This is a genomic window from Pleionea litopenaei, assembly GCF_031198435.1.
GTDB lineage: Bacteria > Pseudomonadota > Gammaproteobacteria > Enterobacterales > Kangiellaceae > Pleionea > Pleionea litopenaei.
This window is the reverse complement of record NZ_CP133548.1, coordinates 1,914,066-1,931,835: the sequence shown is the minus strand read 5'-3', so window position 1 is coordinate 1,931,835 and position 17,770 is coordinate 1,914,066. Positions and strand designations below refer to the sequence as shown.

Sequence of the window (17,770 nt, the reverse complement as noted above, 5' to 3'; positions counted from 1 at the left end):
AATTCAATAGCTTGGGTGCGACAAAATGTCGCACTTTGCGGAGGTTGGTACCGGCTCTTGTAGAATGGCGCCAAATTGAGGTTTGGAGTCTGATTATGCAGGTTAAGAGAAAAGTGCTTTGGCGAGTTTTATGGGGAGCTCTGTGGGGAGTGACGGTGTGCTCAACTGGAGCGGTAGCGGCTTCTGATGACGATCATAAAATAACCGTCGTTCGCGCGGAAACTTCGTCACAACAAATTGATTTAAAAAGAAAAAGCCCACCAGCTAACGCTGATTTAGGCGATGCTTTGACGCAACTTCCCGGGGCGAGTGTCAATAAGAATGGTGCGATTACTCAATTACCGCAATATCGAGGTCATATTGGTAAACGAACGCTGGTGACACTTGAGCAAAGTGCAATTGTCTCCGCAGGCCCGAATTTAATGGATGCACCATTAGGACAAGTGAATACGCATTGGGTCGACAGTGTGCATCTGCTACGAGGTATTTCTCCTGTATCAGCAGGAAGCGAGACCATTGGAAGTGTTATTGAAGCTAAGTATTGGCAACCTGAGTTTCAATTAGAGCAGCAGTCGAACGGATCTGGCGATTTACGTTTAGGGTTTCAACCAGACATGTCAGCTCATGACCATTCTGCGCGTCTCGGATGGTCAAATCAGCAGCAACGTTTACGCGTGTTCGGATCGGTGCAAAACGCCGAAGACTGGTCATCGGCGCAAGCGAAAGTTAAAGGGACTGAGTTTGATAAGCGCTCTCATTTATTGGGCTACGGTGTTCGACTGGGTGCGCATACGATAGACGTCACTTCAATTCGAAACGATACCGGCGTTTCAGGAACGCCCGCATTACCGATGGATATCATTTACGTTGATAGCGATCGTTACCAGCTAAATTATCAATGGCAGAAAAATGATACACAGTGGTCTATCGATGTTTATTCTCAAGAAGCTGAGCATCTGATGGATAATTATCAGGTGCGCACTCCAATGCCGACGATGATGCGAGAAAACTTAACCTTTGGTGAAGGTGATGGCGCAACGGTTAAGTATTCTTGGCAAGCATTAGATTGGCAATTACAAGCGGGCATTGAGTGGGAGTCTTTGGAGCATAGCGCAACTATAATGGATCCCAATAATCCAATGTTTCGCGTTGAAAATTTTAATCAAGTAGAACGTGACAATCAGTCGGCTTTCATTGAAGGAACACGCCAACTGACTTCTAGTCAATTAATCACGACAGGCATTCGGTTTAAAAATACTGAACAAAATGCCAACGACGTATTCCACTCTATGGCGATGATGTCTCCGGCTATAAGCACGGTACAAATGCGTTTTAATCAAGCCGATAGAAATACCGACTTTAGCAATATTGATTTTGCGCTCGATTATCAAATTAAAACGAGCACTGATTGGCACTGGCATGTCGGGGTTGGTTCTAAGTCTCGAGCACCAACCTATCAAGAGCTGTACTTATGGATCCCGCTGCAAGCCACTGGCGGACTCGGCGATGGCAATGTTTATGTCGGTAACTTAGAGCTAGATTCAGAGGTTGTGTATCAGTTTGAAGTTGGGTTTGATTACTCTCAAAGTGCACTGCGTTTTTCACCACAAATCTATGTTCATAAGCTTCATGATTATATTCAAGGTCGAGTCACCAATGATGCTGCGCTAAACATGATTGCTGGAATGATGAATGCCGGTCCTGTTTATCAGTTTGAAAATGTCTCTGGTTGGATTTACGGGTTTGATGCAGATTTGACTTGGGATCTGAGTGAACGATGGCAAATGAATACTGTACTGACAATGGTGCGTGGCGAGCGTGATGATATTAATGAAGATCTCTATCGCATCGTACCGGATAATATTAAATGGCGTTGGACTTATACTGATACCCATCTGACAGGCGACATTGAGCTGCAGTACGTGGCTGACCAAAGTCGAGTCGCTGCATCACTATCAGAGCAGTCAAGTCGAGGTTATTCTTTGGTAAATGCCTCTGGTGAATGGCGAGTGTCAGAAAGCTCATCATTGCAATTTGGTGTGGTTAACTTGTTCAATAAGTTTTATCAAGACCACACAGCAGGAATTAATCGAACTATGATGAATTCCGTTCAACCCGGGGAGCGTCTACCAGGATTAGGTCGTTCAGCTTACGTGGCGGCTGTGATCGAGTTTTAAATGCTCTAAAAATTAATGTTAACCAGTAAGTTATTAGCTAGTTTAAAGTACATCTGCGCGTTTGTTCTCAACAGATGTCAACCCATTGCCCTTCAGTTTCGAAGGGCTTTTTTATCCACGCTTTTTATTCAGTTTTCTTTGAAGTGTTCGACGATGCATATTTAAGGCTCTAGCGGTCGCTGAAACATTCCCATGGTGAGTGTGCAAGGTTCTTTGAATATGTTCCCATTCTAGCTGTTCTGGTGTTAAGTAGTCTTCATGACTTTTAACTAAAATACTTTCTGCACTTTTATTGTCAGACACCTCTGGTGTATCAGCCAACGCAGACAAAATCTGTTGCAATGTCGCTGGCTTTGGTAGGTATTGGTCAGCGCCTAATTTAATCGCTTGAACCGCTGTTGCTATGCTGGCATAACCGGTGAGAATTAAAATCTTTGCGGTTGTTTGAAATGAACGTATTTCTGGCAATAAGGATAAGCCGGACTCTTCGGTTAAATTTAAATCTAAAACGATATTTGAATACTCTTGGTTTTTGACCCGCTGTAGAGCAGTAAAACCATCTAATGCGGTATCGACGGTAAAATTTCGATGACTCAGCCGACGTGATAAAGCACTTAAAAATGCCGCATCGTCGTCGATGAGTAACCAAGGTTGGCTAGCGTTTTCTAAGTCCATAATTACTGAACCCCAGACTGAATAGGTATCGTTACTTGGGTTTTTATTTGATCATTAGTAACGAGTAAACGAGCGGCTCCGCCGACACGCTCCAGCGTCGCATGAGCTAGATAGTAACCGATTCCTAGCCCCGACTTCTGCCCGGTCCAATAATCCCCAAGAGGAAGTTCATGTTCCGACAGTTGTCGAGAATTGCCATTGATAATGAGTATTTGAAGTTGTTCACCGTCTAATTCTACTTGCATTTCTGTTTGCTCGATCTTTTGCAACTGGTTTTCACGAGCTGCGTTATCGAGGAGGTTGAGTAACGCAGACAGCAACTGCGATGCATGTTCAATGGTAGACACAGGAAGCTTCTGCACGGTTAGCAACAGTTGATGTTCCGGATGAAGTAAACGCCATTGTTGTTGCAGTTGTTCGAAAAAATCGGTCAGTGAAATGGTTTGATCGTGAAGGTGTTCATCGACTGATTGCCGTATCGATTGCAGCGACTCTTTACAGCGGTTGAGCTGCTGTTTTATTTCGTCTAGGACCATCGGATTTATCGCAGAATCATTTAACTCATCAACCAACAACTCAATGGTATTTAACGGTGTTGATAATCGATGCGCCGCATTCGCGGACTGATTGGCGAGGGTAATCAAATGTTCATCTCGCAATTGCTGATCAGTGAGCGCCGCTAACTGGTTATGCTGCTGCGTTAAGTTATTAACCAGCCGATTGATAAAATAGACCAGGACGAGTGCAGATAGCGTAAAAGTGATCCACATGCCGACATAATGCGACCACCCGGGTGACATATGTGAGTGGTTCTCCATCGATGGTTCGTTATATCCAAACATTAAAAAGGAATACAAACCAATGGCAATCAGTGCCGTTATCCACGCTTTGGTTGAACTGCAAAGTAATGCCGATAGTGTCACGGGTAACAGCATAATGGAAACTAACGCATTGGTGGCGCCGCCTGAGAAAAATAGCAATAGACTAATGCATAAAAGGTCGAGCAACAGTTGTAACCAAATTATCTTCTCACTTGAAAACTGAGTACGCCGAATGGAGTTGAGCGTTGCTAAGTTAAAAATAATGAGTATCAGAAGAAAAGGCAGAAAAGCGAGAGGAGAAACTTGTAAATTAAATAAATGCGGAGCGGCAAACAGTGCTGTGATTTGAACGGCAATGTAAAACCACCGGACATTAACCAGAACTCGAAGCTGTGACGTTCGAGTAAACGTTTGAGCAACGAGTTGCTGGTGAAATTTGTTCATCACACAAGGCTCTAAAATTGCGAAGGACGTTTTCTTTTATTAAACTTTGCTCGCTTGTGCGATGAGGTTTGTTTTACCTTATTCGCCGACGGTCCCGCTTTTTTACTACCAGCCTTTTTGCCATGCGTTCGTTTCGAAGAGTATTGATTATCTTCATCTTGCCAAGGAATAAGGTGATTGGGGCCATCTCCAATAAGATGGGTCAATCCTTTTTCTTGCAAAGTTTTACGAATAATCGGCCAGTTTTTAGGATCATGATAACGTAACAACGCTTTGTGCAGTTGGCGTTGTGGTAATTCTTTTGCCGTAAAAAGTTTATCACTTTTATAGGTTACTTTGCTTAACGGGTTGCGATCGGAATAATACATAGCCGTTGCTAATGCCATTGGTGACGGGTAGAACGTCTGTACTTGATCGGGACGAAAGTCATTCTGCTTACACCACAAAGCCAAATTAATCATGTCTTCATCGGTACAGCCCGGGTGAGCGGCTATGAAGTAAGGAATCAGATACTGCTCTTTGCCAACTTCTTTGGAGAATTTATCAAACATAGCTTTGAATGCATCGTAGGTTCCTATGCCCGGCTTCATCATTTTGTCGAGCGTATTGCTTTCGGTATGTTCCGGTGCAATTTTTAAATAACCACCAACATGATGCTGGACCAACTCTTTAACGTATTCCGGATCTTCAACCGCTAAGTCGTAGCGTAACCCTGAAGCAATGGCCACACGTTTCACGCCATCTATTTTTCGTGCTTTACGATAAAGCTGAGTGGTCGGGCTATGGTCGGTCACTAAGTTCGGGCAGATGCTAGGATAAACACATGAGAGCTTGCGGCAATTCGATTGGATGTCATCGTCAACACAATTGAGTTGATACATGTTGGCCGTCGGTCCACCTAAGTCTGAAATGGTTCCAGTAAACCCTGGTGTTTTATCTCGAATATTCTCAATTTCTTTTAAAATCGAATCTTCTGAGCGACTTTGAATAACGCGACCTTCGTGTTCGGTGATTGAACAAAAGGTGCAACCACCAAAACATCCGCGCATAATATTGACCGAAAACTTGATCATTTCATACGCCGGAATGTGCGCATCTCCGTAGCTCGGATGCGGGCGACGTTGATACGGCAAATCAAACACACTGTCCATCTCATCGGTTTCGAGAGGAATGGGCGGTCGATTAACCCAAATTTCTTTTGAACCGTGCTTTTGAACGAGAATGCGCGCATTGTTAGGATTCGATTCAAGGTGCAGAATACGCGACGCATGAGCGTACAATGCTGGATCTTTTGATACTTTTTCAAACGACGGTAATCGAATAACCGTATGCTCAGGATCCAATTTTTCTTTTCGTGTGAGTGGCATGGGTATCACGCGAATTGGAACGTCATCGCCACTTTGCTTGCCTTTTTGACTGCAACCAGCCGCATCAGAGTGGTTATTTTCTCCTTCGCTGTGCACATACTCATAAGGGTTAGGTAAGGCGTCAATTTTTCCCGGCCAGTCAATTCGAGTTGAATCAACTTCGGTAAACCCTGCTGGAATAGCATCACGAACCAGTGCAGTACCGCGAATACTCACCAAGTCAGAGATCGGCTTGCCCATTGCTAGTTCATGTGCAATTTCGATGATGGCACGCTCGGCGTTACCATAAAGAACAATATCGGCACCAGAATCGAGTAGGACTGAACGACGAACTTTACCAGACCAATGATCGTATTGGGCGATTCGGCGTAAGCTGGCCTCGATGCCTCCGGCTACAATCGGAACCTCTTTATACAAAGCTTTGAGTTTTTGACAGTACACGGTTAGTGCGCGATCGGGTCGCTTGCCGGCTTTACCATGAGGCGTATAGGCATCGTCGTTACGAACTTTTAAGTCAGCCGTATAGCGATTAATCATCGAGTCCATATTGCCTGCTGATACACCAAAGAATAAGTTTGGTGTACCGAGTGCTTGAAAGTCGGCTGGGTTATTCCAGTCGGGCTGCGCGATGATACCAACGCGAAAACCTTGCGCTTCGAGTACGCGGCCAATCACCGCCATCCCAAAGCTAGGATGGTCGACATAGGCATCGCCCACCACCAGAATGATGTCGCAGCTGTCCCATCCCAGCTCGTCCATTTCGGCTCGAGACATGGGTAAATAGGGGGCTGTGCCATAACACTCGGCCCAGTATTTGGGAAAATCATTAATGTGAGGTGCGACTTGTTTCATAGACTCGTTCAAACAGCAAAGAGGAGCTGGTTAAAAAATGGTCGCGTATTATGCCAAATTTCACGCTCGGTTAACAGTTAATTCCTAGGGTTTTCACCGCCTGATCCCCTATTTTAAAAGGGCTTTAAGGCTATTTTGTGGCTTAAATGCAAGATTTTAGAATTTTGTAATAAAGTCTCGAAAACACCGACTCCTTTTCCCGAAAGCTATTTGTTAATTGTTATAGGCAACAGAAAGGATGTTACGGTGAAAAATCTATTAGTTATCATTGCGTTATTGTTAGTCTCAACGGTCGATGCCAAATCGTTCGTTTGGAAAGTCGAGAAAGACGGCAAACATGCCTACATCGGTGGTACGGTGCATGTTCTTAGAGGTCAAGATGTCATTCCTGAGGTTTACCACACCGCGTTTAAAGAGGCTGATGTGTTGGTGACAGAGGTCGATATTCAAGAGATGGCTTCAGCAGCAATGAGCATGATGGCGATGGGCCGTTACCAAGACGGTATGACCTTAGACAAAGCCTTGAGTCCAGAAGTATTCGCTAAGTTCGAGGTGTTTTGTAAAAAGAATAAATTTCCTGTGGACTCATTCTTACGTTTAAAGCCAACGATGGTTAGCATTAATATTGTTATGTCAATGATGTTGCGCGAAGGTGTTTCACCAGAAGGTGTTGATATGTATTTCACTAAAAAGGCATTAGAGCAAGGTAAAAAGCGCGATGCCCTAGAAAGTGTGAAAGACCAGTTTGATGCGTTGTTCAATGACAAGGTTAATCCAGATCAAATTATTTTAACGACCATTCGTGATTCAGAGCATGTTAAAGAATTGCTTGATGGAATGATCGGAGGCTTGTTTGCAGGAGATACAGAACTATTTGTTAATGACTTTTTAGGTCCAATGAAAGAAGAAACGCCTGAATTTTATAAAAGTTTAATTGAAGTGAGAAATAACAACTGGATGCCTAAAGTTGAGCAGCTTTTAGCAACGCCCGAAGTCGAATTGATTTTAGTCGGTGGTTTGCATTTGGTTGGAGACATAGGTGTGATTCATCAATTAGAAGAGAAAGGCTATAAAGTTACACAGCTAGACTAGTCAGTCAAACACATGCCTTTAGTAAAAAGCGCTATTGATTTTCAGTAGCGCTTTTTAATGTCCACTAAGTAAATTCAATACTTTCGGAGACTTTATTTGTATGTGTAAGAGCCATGAAAGTTGATGGGGCTAGATACCGTTGAAATAGTCTTGTGGGCTTAATAAGAATTCGGTGTCGAAATGCCAGATAACGAGGTCAGCGACATCCGTACTGTCGGCGAGTTTGCAAAATACATCGCAAACAAATTAAATACTAAGAATGGCTCCAATTGCACCTACATTGATACATTGCCAAAGATAATAGATAGGCTCGTTAATAATTAAGTCATTGAACGAAAGAGAATAAACACCAGCAGTCGGTTTGTACATGATCTTGGTTTGCAGTAGGTTAATTAGCTATTATTTGAGCGTGAAAAAATTTAACTAAGGAGTTATGGGATAGTCTCCAGAGATATATTAGAGAGTCGACGGCTAGTTATTTTTAGATGTTAGAATGTTATAGTTACGCCAGTGATGAATCTATGGTGCTTGGGCGTTTTAGAAAAAATATGAAGAATTTAATATTAATATTGATTTCCGTAGTACTTATATCTGCATGCAAATCATCAGTCGACAAACCTAATATTTGGAGTAGGGCTGGAAGCATAGCCCCTAAACAATTTGTTGAGGGAGAGGGACTTTTAGTCATCGGAATAAATCCAAGAGCGATGAATAATAAGTTTAAAGTAAGTAATAAATCTGAACGGCTTATATCCTTTTCTGTTAAAAACATATCTACAGGGTTTGTAAAGATTATTCAATATACTCCCGGGAAATCAGCTGTAGTGACTTTACCGTCTGGTAGGTATTGTCTGAATTCTTTTAATACATACATCAACCTTAAATTAAATCATTGTAAAGCACCCTATTTTGATGTTGAAGCAGATAGTGTTGAAAATGGAGGTATAACAACGATTGGTGTCAATTATGATGCTAATCAAAATAAGGTTGTCCATAAAATAATTGACGTAGATCGTTCAATTAACATGTTTGGTGAAACTTTGCTTTCTTCCGATAAACTGAGAATTGAAGAATTTTATCGCGAGCACTCTTTTCTTTCATTTCCTAAAGTATTTTATATAAAAACACCATTCGGGGCTGACAATATAGTGCGACTTTATGAGGACGGAAGAGGCGAACTACAAAAATATGCACAAAACCAGCCTTATTACAAAAAGGGCACATGGGTAAAAGTTGGTAAAGAGTATGTGTTGTCTTTCTATCGCGGAGACTTGACTTATCGAGTATTTGATAACGGTGGCACAGTTGTAGGTCTTGTCTCCAGCAAGTTTGTAACCAACAAGCCATGGAGTAATGTTGTTGAAAATTGGCTAATAGTTGGGACTAGAACCTTAACTGATGCTAACGTGAATTTCAGTGTTTTTGAACATCCTTACATAGTTGTTGACCCTGGGGTGGCGTATCCGAAGGCTGCATATTTGAGTGGTGAAACAGGGGTTGTAGAGTTGAGTTTTGGATTGGAGAAGGAACATACGTCTCTAAATGTGTATAAGCCGATCAATATATCAATTGAGTCGTCTTCGATTAAAAGTGTATACGCACAAACAATACTAGAAAGTTTTAGAAAGTACAGATACTCTCTCCCTAAAGATGTGGCTAATAAGAAATTTAAAGAAAAAGTAACACTTAGAATTACAGACGATGTGCCTTCTGTTAGTTTCGAGAATAGTCCCGTAATATATTTTAACAGATATACAAATTAACGAGACAAACAAATATTCTTAAATTATTGATATCTTATCGATGATGATAAGACGGTTTTGAGTTAAGTTTTTTAATGGCTTCATTAGCTCTTAAAGTGTCATTTAAATTAATGTGGAACCTAAATTGTTTAGAGTTTCATATTTGGTAAGTAAAACCAAGTTAAGTCGCGACTTTCAAAACTATGCGCCTAAAAAACTGAGCCTAAAGCAATGATAATTCCATTACCTGACCGTTATTTTGAGTGGTTCAATAAAACTAACAATGCTTACTGTGTGAAGTTCGCAGGTAGGTTTTGGAATATATCGAGGCGAAACGAACTCGAAGAAGAAATTAGAATAGATAGGGAATCTGTGCCTTCATGGCAGCAGTTGAAAGCATACAGCGCGATGTATAAAGAAATTAATCAGCAGAATGCTACCTGTGACCAAGATGGCAATCAATTTGAGCTGTCAAGATTAAGTGATTGCATCGTGATTGGAGAAGATAATGGTGAACCATTATTTTGTGATCCATCAGATTCGTATTCTATTTGGTGCTACTATCCAGATGGCGGAGATGTTAAATATCTATCATCATCATTGGATGTGTTCATCGCTAAAGCAGAACTAATCTATGACTAAATGTAATAAAACTATTCTTGAGCGACTATAGTGGCATTGCAGGTTCTACCGTGAGTTTTAGTGAATTTATTATTCAAACGCTGTAGCCTATTATTCAATAGGCTTCCCTGAGCGAAAGTCTTGTGTTTTTATCCAGTTTTCAAGCTGGTAAGCAATATTGATTAACGCTTGCTCATCACCTCGTTTACCCATAATCGATAAACCGATCGGTAAGTTATGAACCTTGCCTAGAGGAATTGTGATGTGGGGAAATCCCGCGACAGCGGAATAAGTTGAGACACCACCGACAACATTGTCGCCATTGACTCTATCAATACTCCAAGCTGGGCCACGAGTGATAGCAATAATAGCATCGAGTTGATTGTCGTTAAGCATCTGTAAGATGCTTTGTTGGGTTTCTTTGGTGACATTGTTCAGCGCCTCTTGATACTCTTGATTATCAAGCGAGCCTTTTTGCTGAGCTTTCTCAAATATTTCTTGTTGAAAAAACGGCATTTCTTGCTCTCGATTATGGCGGTTAAACTCAATCAGCTTTTGTAATGTCCAAGACTTAGAGTCGCTAGTCGATTGTTCAAAATAACGATTCAAATCATTCTTTAGTTGGTAAAGCAGTACCGTGTAAGTATCTTTCCAAAATGATTGGTAAGGAGAATGACTTAGGTACTTAGTGGTTAACCAGTCTCTCTTTTGTAACTGCTCTATGAGTTGACTCTCAATTAGGGCTACTCGTTCGTGATTGGTTGCGCGGGAGTTTTGCAAGCCCAGTCGAAGTTTTCTATCGGAATTGCTGCTTGGTGTTAGATCCACACTGCGATCTAATCGATCATCTAACGTGGTTAAATCATTTTGATCGGCGCTGCCCATGTATTGCAAGAGAATGGCGGCGTCAGTAATATTTTTGGTCATAGGACCAGCGGTATCTTGGGTGTGAGAGATCGGAATGATCCCAAATCGACTGACCCAACCGACACTCGGTTTTATTCCCACGACGCCAGTGACCGATGCAGGACAGGTAATAGAACCATTAGTTTCCGTACCAATTGCTGCGACCGCAAAGTTTGCAGCAATGGCGGCACCGGAGCCAGAACTTGAGCCACATGCACTGCGATTGGTGTCATGCGGATTTCGAGTTTGCCCTCCAATGGCACTCCAACCCGATGACGAACGTTCTGAGCGAATGTTCGCCCACTCGCTAAGGTTGGTCTTACCTAGAATAATGGCGCCCGCTTGCCTTAAATTACTGATCAGTGTCGCGTCTCTTTTGGTCAGATGGTTTGCTAAAGCCAGGCTGCCCGCAGTGGTTGGCATATCGGCCGTTTCGATGTTGTCTTTGACCAGAATCGGTATGCCATGCAATGGACCGCGAAGATTCCCTAAAGCGCGCTCTCGATCAAGTTCAATCGCTCTTTGTAGGGCATTTGGATTAACACGAATAACGCTGTTGTACTTATGATCGTTTTGTTTGATTTTTGTCAGGTAGAAGCGAGTTAGCTCTTGCGCTGAGAATTGCTGTTGGTTCATTCTTTTCTGCATTTGAAGGATGGTTTCATTGCTAGTAATTACTTCTAATTCGCTTTGGCTGGCGTTTTGACCGGATTGTTGAGTGGTCGAGCAACTGACGACGAGTGCAAGCAAAACAATTATCGAAAAAGGAGAAAATACGTTAGGCGGTAATAACCAAAGTCTCTTTTTAGTGATTTTCATTGGATGCATAGCTGACACTCTCTGTTAATCCTTAAATTTTAGATTAACGTTTCAGCATTGACTTTGCAAAGTAAAAGACCTTCAAGAATGGATGGGTTGTAAACGAAGTTGGTTTGGAAAAAGGAAGCTTACAAAAAACGAATGCTTAAAAAATTAACGAGTCGACAACCACTTTGTACGCGGTTGTCGTGAGCTACTCAATAAGTTGAGAGTCGTTACAATAGGTTTAGTTGTCGTCGTCAACCGGTGTTTTAGGTTGGGTCGGTATTTTCGGTGGGGGCGGCATTTTAGGCGAAGCAGGGGGTTGTGGTTTTAATACCTCTTTGCGCTCTTGCTCATAGTTTTCGAAACTTTTGTTGTACCGATCAAGGCACGCTTGATACATGCCAGGAGGCTCTTCAATGCAGGCTTGCTTACCGTTTTGTTGTGCATTGTCATAAAAGGCCTTCGACGAACAAGCGCTTATCAACAAAATTGTGACCAAACTGAGAAGGTTCATTAGTTTTAACATTGAAGAGGGTATCCTATGTTAGCTGCGTTTATTCCTCTTTGCCCTGCTTTCGTTTCAAGTAACGCATTAGCTGAGCTTTGAGTGATTTTGGAATATGTTTCACAATCAGTTCATCGGATCCTTCGTCAAAAACAATGTTGTCTCCAAACATTTCTGACGAGAAGCTGATGCTTAAATTTTTATCACGACCAAAAAATCGAACGTATTTTTTTAGGCTAGCACGGTCAGTGTAAATCTCCTTTTTAACACTGGGTTGTTTCTCGCTAACAAATGCCGAAAAACGTTCTGGATTTTCTTCGTCGAGTTGTGTTGAGAGATCGTCTAAATCGACTGGGCTACCCGCCATGTCTTGATCAATACAATACTCAACTATCTTGCTTTTGAGTCTTTCTCCAATAGAAGGTTCCTGATCTTCAACAAATTCATCGACGACCGATAAAAAACTCTCGGTTTGCGCTTTCAGATCGACACTCGAGATAAAACCAGAGAAAGACTCGAATGCTTCGGCAATGTCTTTGTTCCCTTTGCTGACCAATTGCGACATGTACTGATCCCAACCGTCGACTTTCCATTGTTCAATGTCAATCTTAAAGGCGTATTTCAGTTTACCTGGATCGACGAATTGCAACGTATCGACGTCGAGGTCGGAGTTTATGAATTGGGCGTCGGCGTGATTGATCCAAAACGCATAAAAGAAAGATTGCTCGAGTAGTTCATCGATGACGAAACAAATATGCGCTTCAAATGGCTCTGATGTTTTTTCAAATTGGAGTTTCAAATGCTCCATGGCTTGATGAGTCATGCTAGAAAAGCCGAGGGATTCATCAACGACTTTCTGTAGCAACGCAGACATCGGGTTGTCGCCGAGCTCAGGGTTGAATAAGCCGTATTGCTTTTGCGTGCTGCGAGTTAGGGTAAGTTTCATTTGTTCAAATAACGAAACAATGGGCCCTTCTGCGGGAATTTCATTGGGTCGCAACTGAATTTTGACTTCGGCTCCGGGTTTTGCGCGGTAAACTCTATGAATTGAGCAATGTTTAATCGTCATAATTATCGTAGGTTGATGAATGAAGTAGGATTATAACTGAGCTAGAAAAAGTTGAAACACTCGAAAGCCTTCATTTCTTACCGTTTACGATGGGGTTGTCATCCAAAACGCCGCTTTAATCGTAAAACCTATTGAAAATCAACTAATTAGTATTTTATGCCACTGCGTTGCAGTGCGTATTGAGAAGTTGAGTCGGGGTTTGATAGAGTATGAATGAGAACAATAATCAATTCTGGACATATCATGAATGATAAAAAATTGGGGATGAGTTTTCACCAAACGCTACTCGCCTGTATCGCGCTGTTCGCGGTGAGTGGTGTGTGTCTATGGTTGATTTTTTCGAATCAACCAGTCGCGCAGAAAGAGGGGGCGACAAAGGTTACGCCTATGCTGGTAGAAGTTATTAGCGCCGAGGTGAGTAACTACCAACCAACGATTCATGCACTGGGTGAAGTCATGCCAGAATCAGAAGCTCTGGTGACGGCACAAGTAGCTGGTTTAATTTCCGCAATGGGAGAGTCATTTGAATTAGGACGCCGACTCAATGCGGGTACTGTGCTGGTGCAGGTTGAACCGAGTGATTATGAGTTGCGCTTGGCTGAGGCTGAAGCGGAACTGGCCGATGCGAAAGCCCGTTTTGCCATTGAGCAAGGCGAGCAATTAAGAGCCGAAAAGTCAGTGGCCATGTTAGGAAAACCCATCGCCGAAGCGAATCGGTCATTGGCATTACGCGAGCCTCAAAAGCAGCAAGCGCAAGCTGTCGTGACGGTTGCCGAAAGCCGAGTTCGAGCGGCTCAATTAGCGTTGCAACGAACCAAGGTTACGATGCCCTTCGATGGTCAAGTGGTAGAACGTTTGGTCAGTGTCGGTTCACTCGTTTCTGAATCGCAACCCATTGCTCGGGTGATTGGAACCGATCGTCATTGGGTACAAGCGAGTGTCTCTTTAAAGCAATTAGCTTGGTTAGCGGATCCGCAAAATCAACCAAGCGTGCAAATTACCAATCCAACCCATTGGCCACAAGGAAGTGCTCGAAGCGGAACGCTAAAACAGACCATCGATGAATTAGACAGCACCACCAGAATGGCGCGTGTTTTGGTCGAGGTGGAAGACCCTTTGGGTCTTAAGCAAACCGAGTGGTCGAACCGACCTGTCGTGGTTGGTAGTTATTTGGAGTTAGCCTTACCTGTTAAGCCGCTGAAACAAGTCGTTCGACTTGATTTGGCTTATTTACGCAAGAATGATCAGGTTTGGGTGATGCATGATAAGAAATTGGATATTCGTCCCGTTTCAGTGATTTTTCGTGATAAGCAGTTCGCGTACATCAATCAAGGTATCAAGCCGGGTGATAAAATTGTCATCAGCGACTTGGCTCGCATTAAACAAGATGCACCTTTACGTCTGAAAGCGGTCGCTGAGAAAGAGACTAATAGCGCTGTGTCTGTCAGCACTGTAAATCCGCAGGGGTCGTCGCAATGAGCGTTTCTTCGTCACAGCGAGTGGGTATGATCGAGTGGATGACGCGTCATTCTGTCGCCGCTAATTTGCTGATGCTAATGCTGCTCGGTGGTGGCATTTTCATGGCTTTCAACGTTCAAAAAGAAGTCTATCCCCAGTATGAGTTGGGAATCGTTGAAGTCGATGTGACTTATCCGGGTGCTTCGCCTGAAGAAGTAGAAAAAGGTATTTTGCAACCTGTCGAAGAAGCGGTTCGCGGTTTACAAGGCATTCGTGAAATGACTTCTCGCGCTCGCGAAGGGAGTGGTCGAATTACCCTTGAGCTAGTAACTGGCATCGATCGAATGAAAGCGTATCAAGACATCGATCAAGCCGTGAGTCGAATTCGAACCTTTCCAGAAGAAGCCGAAGAACCCGAAGTGACTTTGCAAGTTCAGCAACGTGATGTGATGGAAATTGGTTTGTTTGGTGATGTGGATATTTGGACCTTACGCAAACTCGCTGAGCAATTGCGTGACCGCTTAGTCAATGAGCCGAATATTTCTCAAGTGTCACTAAACAATGTGCCTGGGTACGTGACTCATGTCGAAATATCACAGCAGCAACTGCGTCAATACGGCGTAACGCTACGAGACGTTGCGCGGCAAATCGCGGCGGCATCACAAGATGTTCCTGCGGGAGCAATAGAAACCAACAAAGGCGAAATTTTAATTCGATTAAAAGAGCGAAAACAGTGGGCTGCTGAATATGCTGATATTCCAGTGGTAACCGCCTCGTCGGGTGCACGAGTGACTCTAGGTGAGATTGCTACCTTGTGGGATGGATTTGAAGAAGCGGGATTCCACGCTCAGTTCAATCAACAACCCTCTGTCGAAGTTGAAATATACCGAGTGGGCAATCAATCTCCACTCGAAATTGCGGACGCGGTCGACACGGTTTTGCAAGAACTCTCAACCACTTTACCGGCCGGTGTTGAGTATCGTATTGATAGCAACCGTGCTGAAGATTTTCACGACCGACTGAACCTGCTGCTCGAAAATGGGGCCTTGGCGGTCATTATTGTGTTACTGATTCTCGGAGCCTTTTTAGAATACCGATTGGCGTTTTGGATTATGATGGGCATGTCGATTTCATTTGTCGGTGGCATTTTATTTTTACCGCTGGTTAATGTCAGTATCAACATGATTTCTATGTTCGCATTCTTAGTTGTGCTTGGTATTGTGGTGGACGATGCCATTGTTGTTGGCGAAAACATCTATGAATACCGAGAGCAAGGCGATGACTTTATGACGGCGGCCATTAAAGGCGCAAAAGATATTGCCGTGCCGGTTACCTTCACCATCTTAACGACCATTGTTGCTTTCATACCCGTGATGTTTATTCCCGGCACGACAGGTTTGTTTTGGTGGCCGTTGCCGGTTGTCGTAATAACGGTACTGCTGATATCGTTAGTCGAAGCTCTGTTTATCTTGCCCGCTCATTTAGCGCACTCATCACCGCATCATCGTCATCCTTTAGGACGAGCCATTCATGAACGACAGCGTTCGATTGCTAAACATTTCAATGCGTTTATAGAAAATTTTTATCGCCCTTTTTTAGAACGTTGTCTCCGTTATCGTTATATCACGTTAAGCGCTGCGCTGAGTATTCTGATTGTTACCGGTGGATTTGCTTACAGCGATCATATGGGAATTGTGATGATGCCACGTGAAGCGGCGGATGAAATTGAAGCGGGTGTTCGTTTACCTGTTGGAACAACGCAGCAGCAAGCAGCAAAAGTTGCGCAAGATATTACTGACGCTACCTACCAGATGTTTATTGAGCATGATTTGTTTCGCGCTGCAGAAGGTATTAAAACCAATGTGCGTGGAAAAAACTTTATTGACGTCGAAATTGTTATGAAGCCGCCCGATCAAAGGGAAATGTCGGCCATTGAAGTTATTGAGTTATGGCGTGATGAAATTGGTGATATCGATGGCGTTGACCAAATTAGTTTTGAAGCTGAGCGTGGACCCGGAGGGTGGCGCGATGACATCAGTGTCGATTTAGGGCATACCGATTTAGACATTCTTGCACAAGCCAGTGAAGCCTTCGTAACGACCATGAAGCAGTATTCGCAAACACGAGATGTCAATGACAGTTACAACACCGGAAAAATGCAATATGACTTTACGATTCTTCCACAAGGAGAGGCCTTGGGGTTAACGCCTGAGTACATCGGTCAACAAGTTCGTGACGCTTTCTATGGTGCCGTGGCGTTAAGACAATTACGAGGAACCAACGAAGTGGAAGTGCGAGTGAAACTACCGCTTAACGAGCGACAGCAACAGTACACGCTCGATCACTTTATTATTACGGCTCCCGATGGTACTCAAGTTCCTTTGGCGGATGTCGCAAAGGTCCGTTCGGGTGAAGCTTTTAGTTCGTTAGAACGACGCGACGGACGTCGGGTAATTTCGGTCGGAATGGATGTTGAACCGCCGGGAGCGGTGAATCAAGTGCTGAATGCCATTAACAACGAAGTGTTACCTCAATTGCTACAAGATTACCCTGGTCTCACTTGGTCCTTTCGAGGTACGCAAGCAGAAATGCGCGAATCCACCCAAGTACTTTGGAGTGGTTTTGGTCTTGCCATGTTTGTTATTTACTCATTACTGGCAATGGCTTTTCGAAGTTACTTACAGCCTTTGATTGTGATGCTTGCCATTCCTTTTGGCATTGTAGGAGCGGTCATGGGACATTTATGGCTTGGTTATGACCTATCGATTGTCAGCTTAATGGGGGTGGTGGCTCTTGCCGGCGTGGTGGTTAACGGGGCATTAATTATGGTCGACTACGCAAATAAACAAGCCGCTAAATTACCCGCGTTTAATGCCATTCTCGAATCAGGCGTTCGACGGTTCAGGCCGATTGTTTTGACAACATTAACCACCTTTGGTGGATTGACCCCAATTATTTTGGAACAGTCTCGGCAAGCTTATCAGTTAATACCTATGGCAATTTCACTAGGATTTGGTATTGTATTTGCGACAACCATTATTTTAGTAATTGTACCTTGTTTCTATCTGGTGTTAGACGACATTAAAGGCTTGATGACTGATCAAGTATTAGAAGAGAATGATGCTCTAAGTCACCCAATTAAAAACAGCTGAAGACAAGGTAATAGACTCTTTAATTGACAAAAATAACTTTGGTTGATTATATTTTTTAGCAAAGCCTTTAAATAAAAAAGAGCAA

12 protein-coding genes are annotated in these 17,770 nt (G+C 43.2%); 6 read left to right on the top strand and 6 right to left on the bottom strand.

What is annotated here, in order from left to right:
* Window positions 1–95: 95 nt before the first annotated feature.
* Window positions 96–2,177, top strand: coding sequence for a TonB-dependent receptor (locus Q9312_RS08630; protein WP_309204192.1), 2,082 nt, complete (start codon window positions 96–98; stop codon window positions 2,175–2,177).
* A 111-nt stretch (window positions 2,178–2,288) separates the two neighbouring features.
* On the opposite strand, the gene Q9312_RS08625 is transcribed toward Q9312_RS08630, so the two are convergent.
* From Q9312_RS08625 to Q9312_RS08615, 3 genes are read right to left on the bottom strand one after another with little or no spacing between them, the layout of a single operon-like run.
* Window positions 2,289–2,852 carry a response regulator transcription factor gene (locus Q9312_RS08625; protein ID WP_309204190.1) on the bottom strand — a complete coding sequence of 188 codons (564 nt, stop codon included), beginning with the start codon at window positions 2,850–2,852 and terminating at the stop codon, window positions 2,289–2,291.
* A 2-nt stretch (window positions 2,853–2,854) separates the two neighbouring features.
* Window positions 2,855–4,117, bottom strand: a complete 1,263-nt coding sequence (locus Q9312_RS08620; protein ID WP_309204189.1) for an ATP-binding protein — start codon at window positions 4,115–4,117, stop codon at window positions 2,855–2,857.
* Between the two features lie 11 nt (window positions 4,118–4,128).
* On the bottom strand, window positions 4,129–6,336 hold the full coding sequence (locus tag Q9312_RS08615; protein WP_309204188.1) for a YgiQ family radical SAM protein: 2,208 nt from the start codon (window positions 6,334–6,336) through the stop codon (window positions 4,129–4,131).
* A gap of 246 nt (window positions 6,337–6,582) precedes the next feature.
* Between Q9312_RS08615 and Q9312_RS08610 the strand changes: the two genes are divergently transcribed.
* The 3 genes from Q9312_RS08610 (at window position 6,583) to Q9312_RS08600 (ending at window position 9,812) form a co-directional block, all read left to right on the top strand.
* A complete protein-coding gene (locus Q9312_RS08610; RefSeq protein ID WP_309204186.1) occupies window positions 6,583–7,428 on the top strand; it encodes a TraB/GumN family protein in 846 nt (281 codons plus the stop codon).
* A gap of 548 nt (window positions 7,429–7,976) precedes the next feature.
* A complete protein-coding gene (locus Q9312_RS08605; RefSeq protein ID WP_309204185.1) occupies window positions 7,977–9,191 on the top strand; it encodes a hypothetical protein in 1,215 nt (404 codons plus the stop codon).
* Between the two features lie 210 nt (window positions 9,192–9,401).
* On the top strand, window positions 9,402–9,812 hold the full coding sequence (locus Q9312_RS08600; protein WP_353961557.1) for an SMI1/KNR4 family protein: 411 nt from the start codon (window positions 9,402–9,404) through the stop codon (window positions 9,810–9,812).
* A gap of 90 nt (window positions 9,813–9,902) precedes the next feature.
* On the opposite strand, the gene Q9312_RS08595 is transcribed toward Q9312_RS08600, so the two are convergent.
* From Q9312_RS08595 to Q9312_RS08585, 3 genes are all read right to left on the bottom strand, one after another.
* Window positions 9,903–11,525 (bottom strand): amidase, encoded by a 1,623-nt coding sequence (locus tag Q9312_RS08595; protein WP_309204183.1) that lies wholly within the window; start codon window positions 11,523–11,525, stop codon window positions 9,903–9,905.
* 217 nt (window positions 11,526–11,742) lie between these two features.
* A complete protein-coding gene (locus tag Q9312_RS08590) occupies window positions 11,743–12,027 on the bottom strand; it encodes a hypothetical protein (protein ID WP_309204181.1) in 285 nt (94 codons plus the stop codon).
* A 28-nt stretch (window positions 12,028–12,055) separates the two neighbouring features.
* Window positions 12,056–13,075, bottom strand: coding sequence for a nucleoid-associated protein (locus Q9312_RS08585; RefSeq protein ID WP_309204179.1), 1,020 nt, complete (start codon window positions 13,073–13,075; stop codon window positions 12,056–12,058).
* 243 nt (window positions 13,076–13,318) lie between these two features.
* On the opposite strand from Q9312_RS08585, the gene Q9312_RS08580 reads away from it, so the two are divergent.
* Complete coding sequence (locus Q9312_RS08580) at window positions 13,319–14,554, top strand: efflux RND transporter periplasmic adaptor subunit (RefSeq protein WP_309204177.1); 1,236 nt, start codon at window positions 13,319–13,321, stop codon at window positions 14,552–14,554.
* On the top strand, window positions 14,551–17,685 hold the full coding sequence (locus Q9312_RS08575; protein ID WP_309204175.1) for an efflux RND transporter permease subunit: 3,135 nt from the start codon (window positions 14,551–14,553) through the stop codon (window positions 17,683–17,685). Before Q9312_RS08580 ends, Q9312_RS08575 begins: the two co-directional genes overlap by 4 nt.
* Window positions 17,686–17,770: the final 85 nt, after the last annotated feature.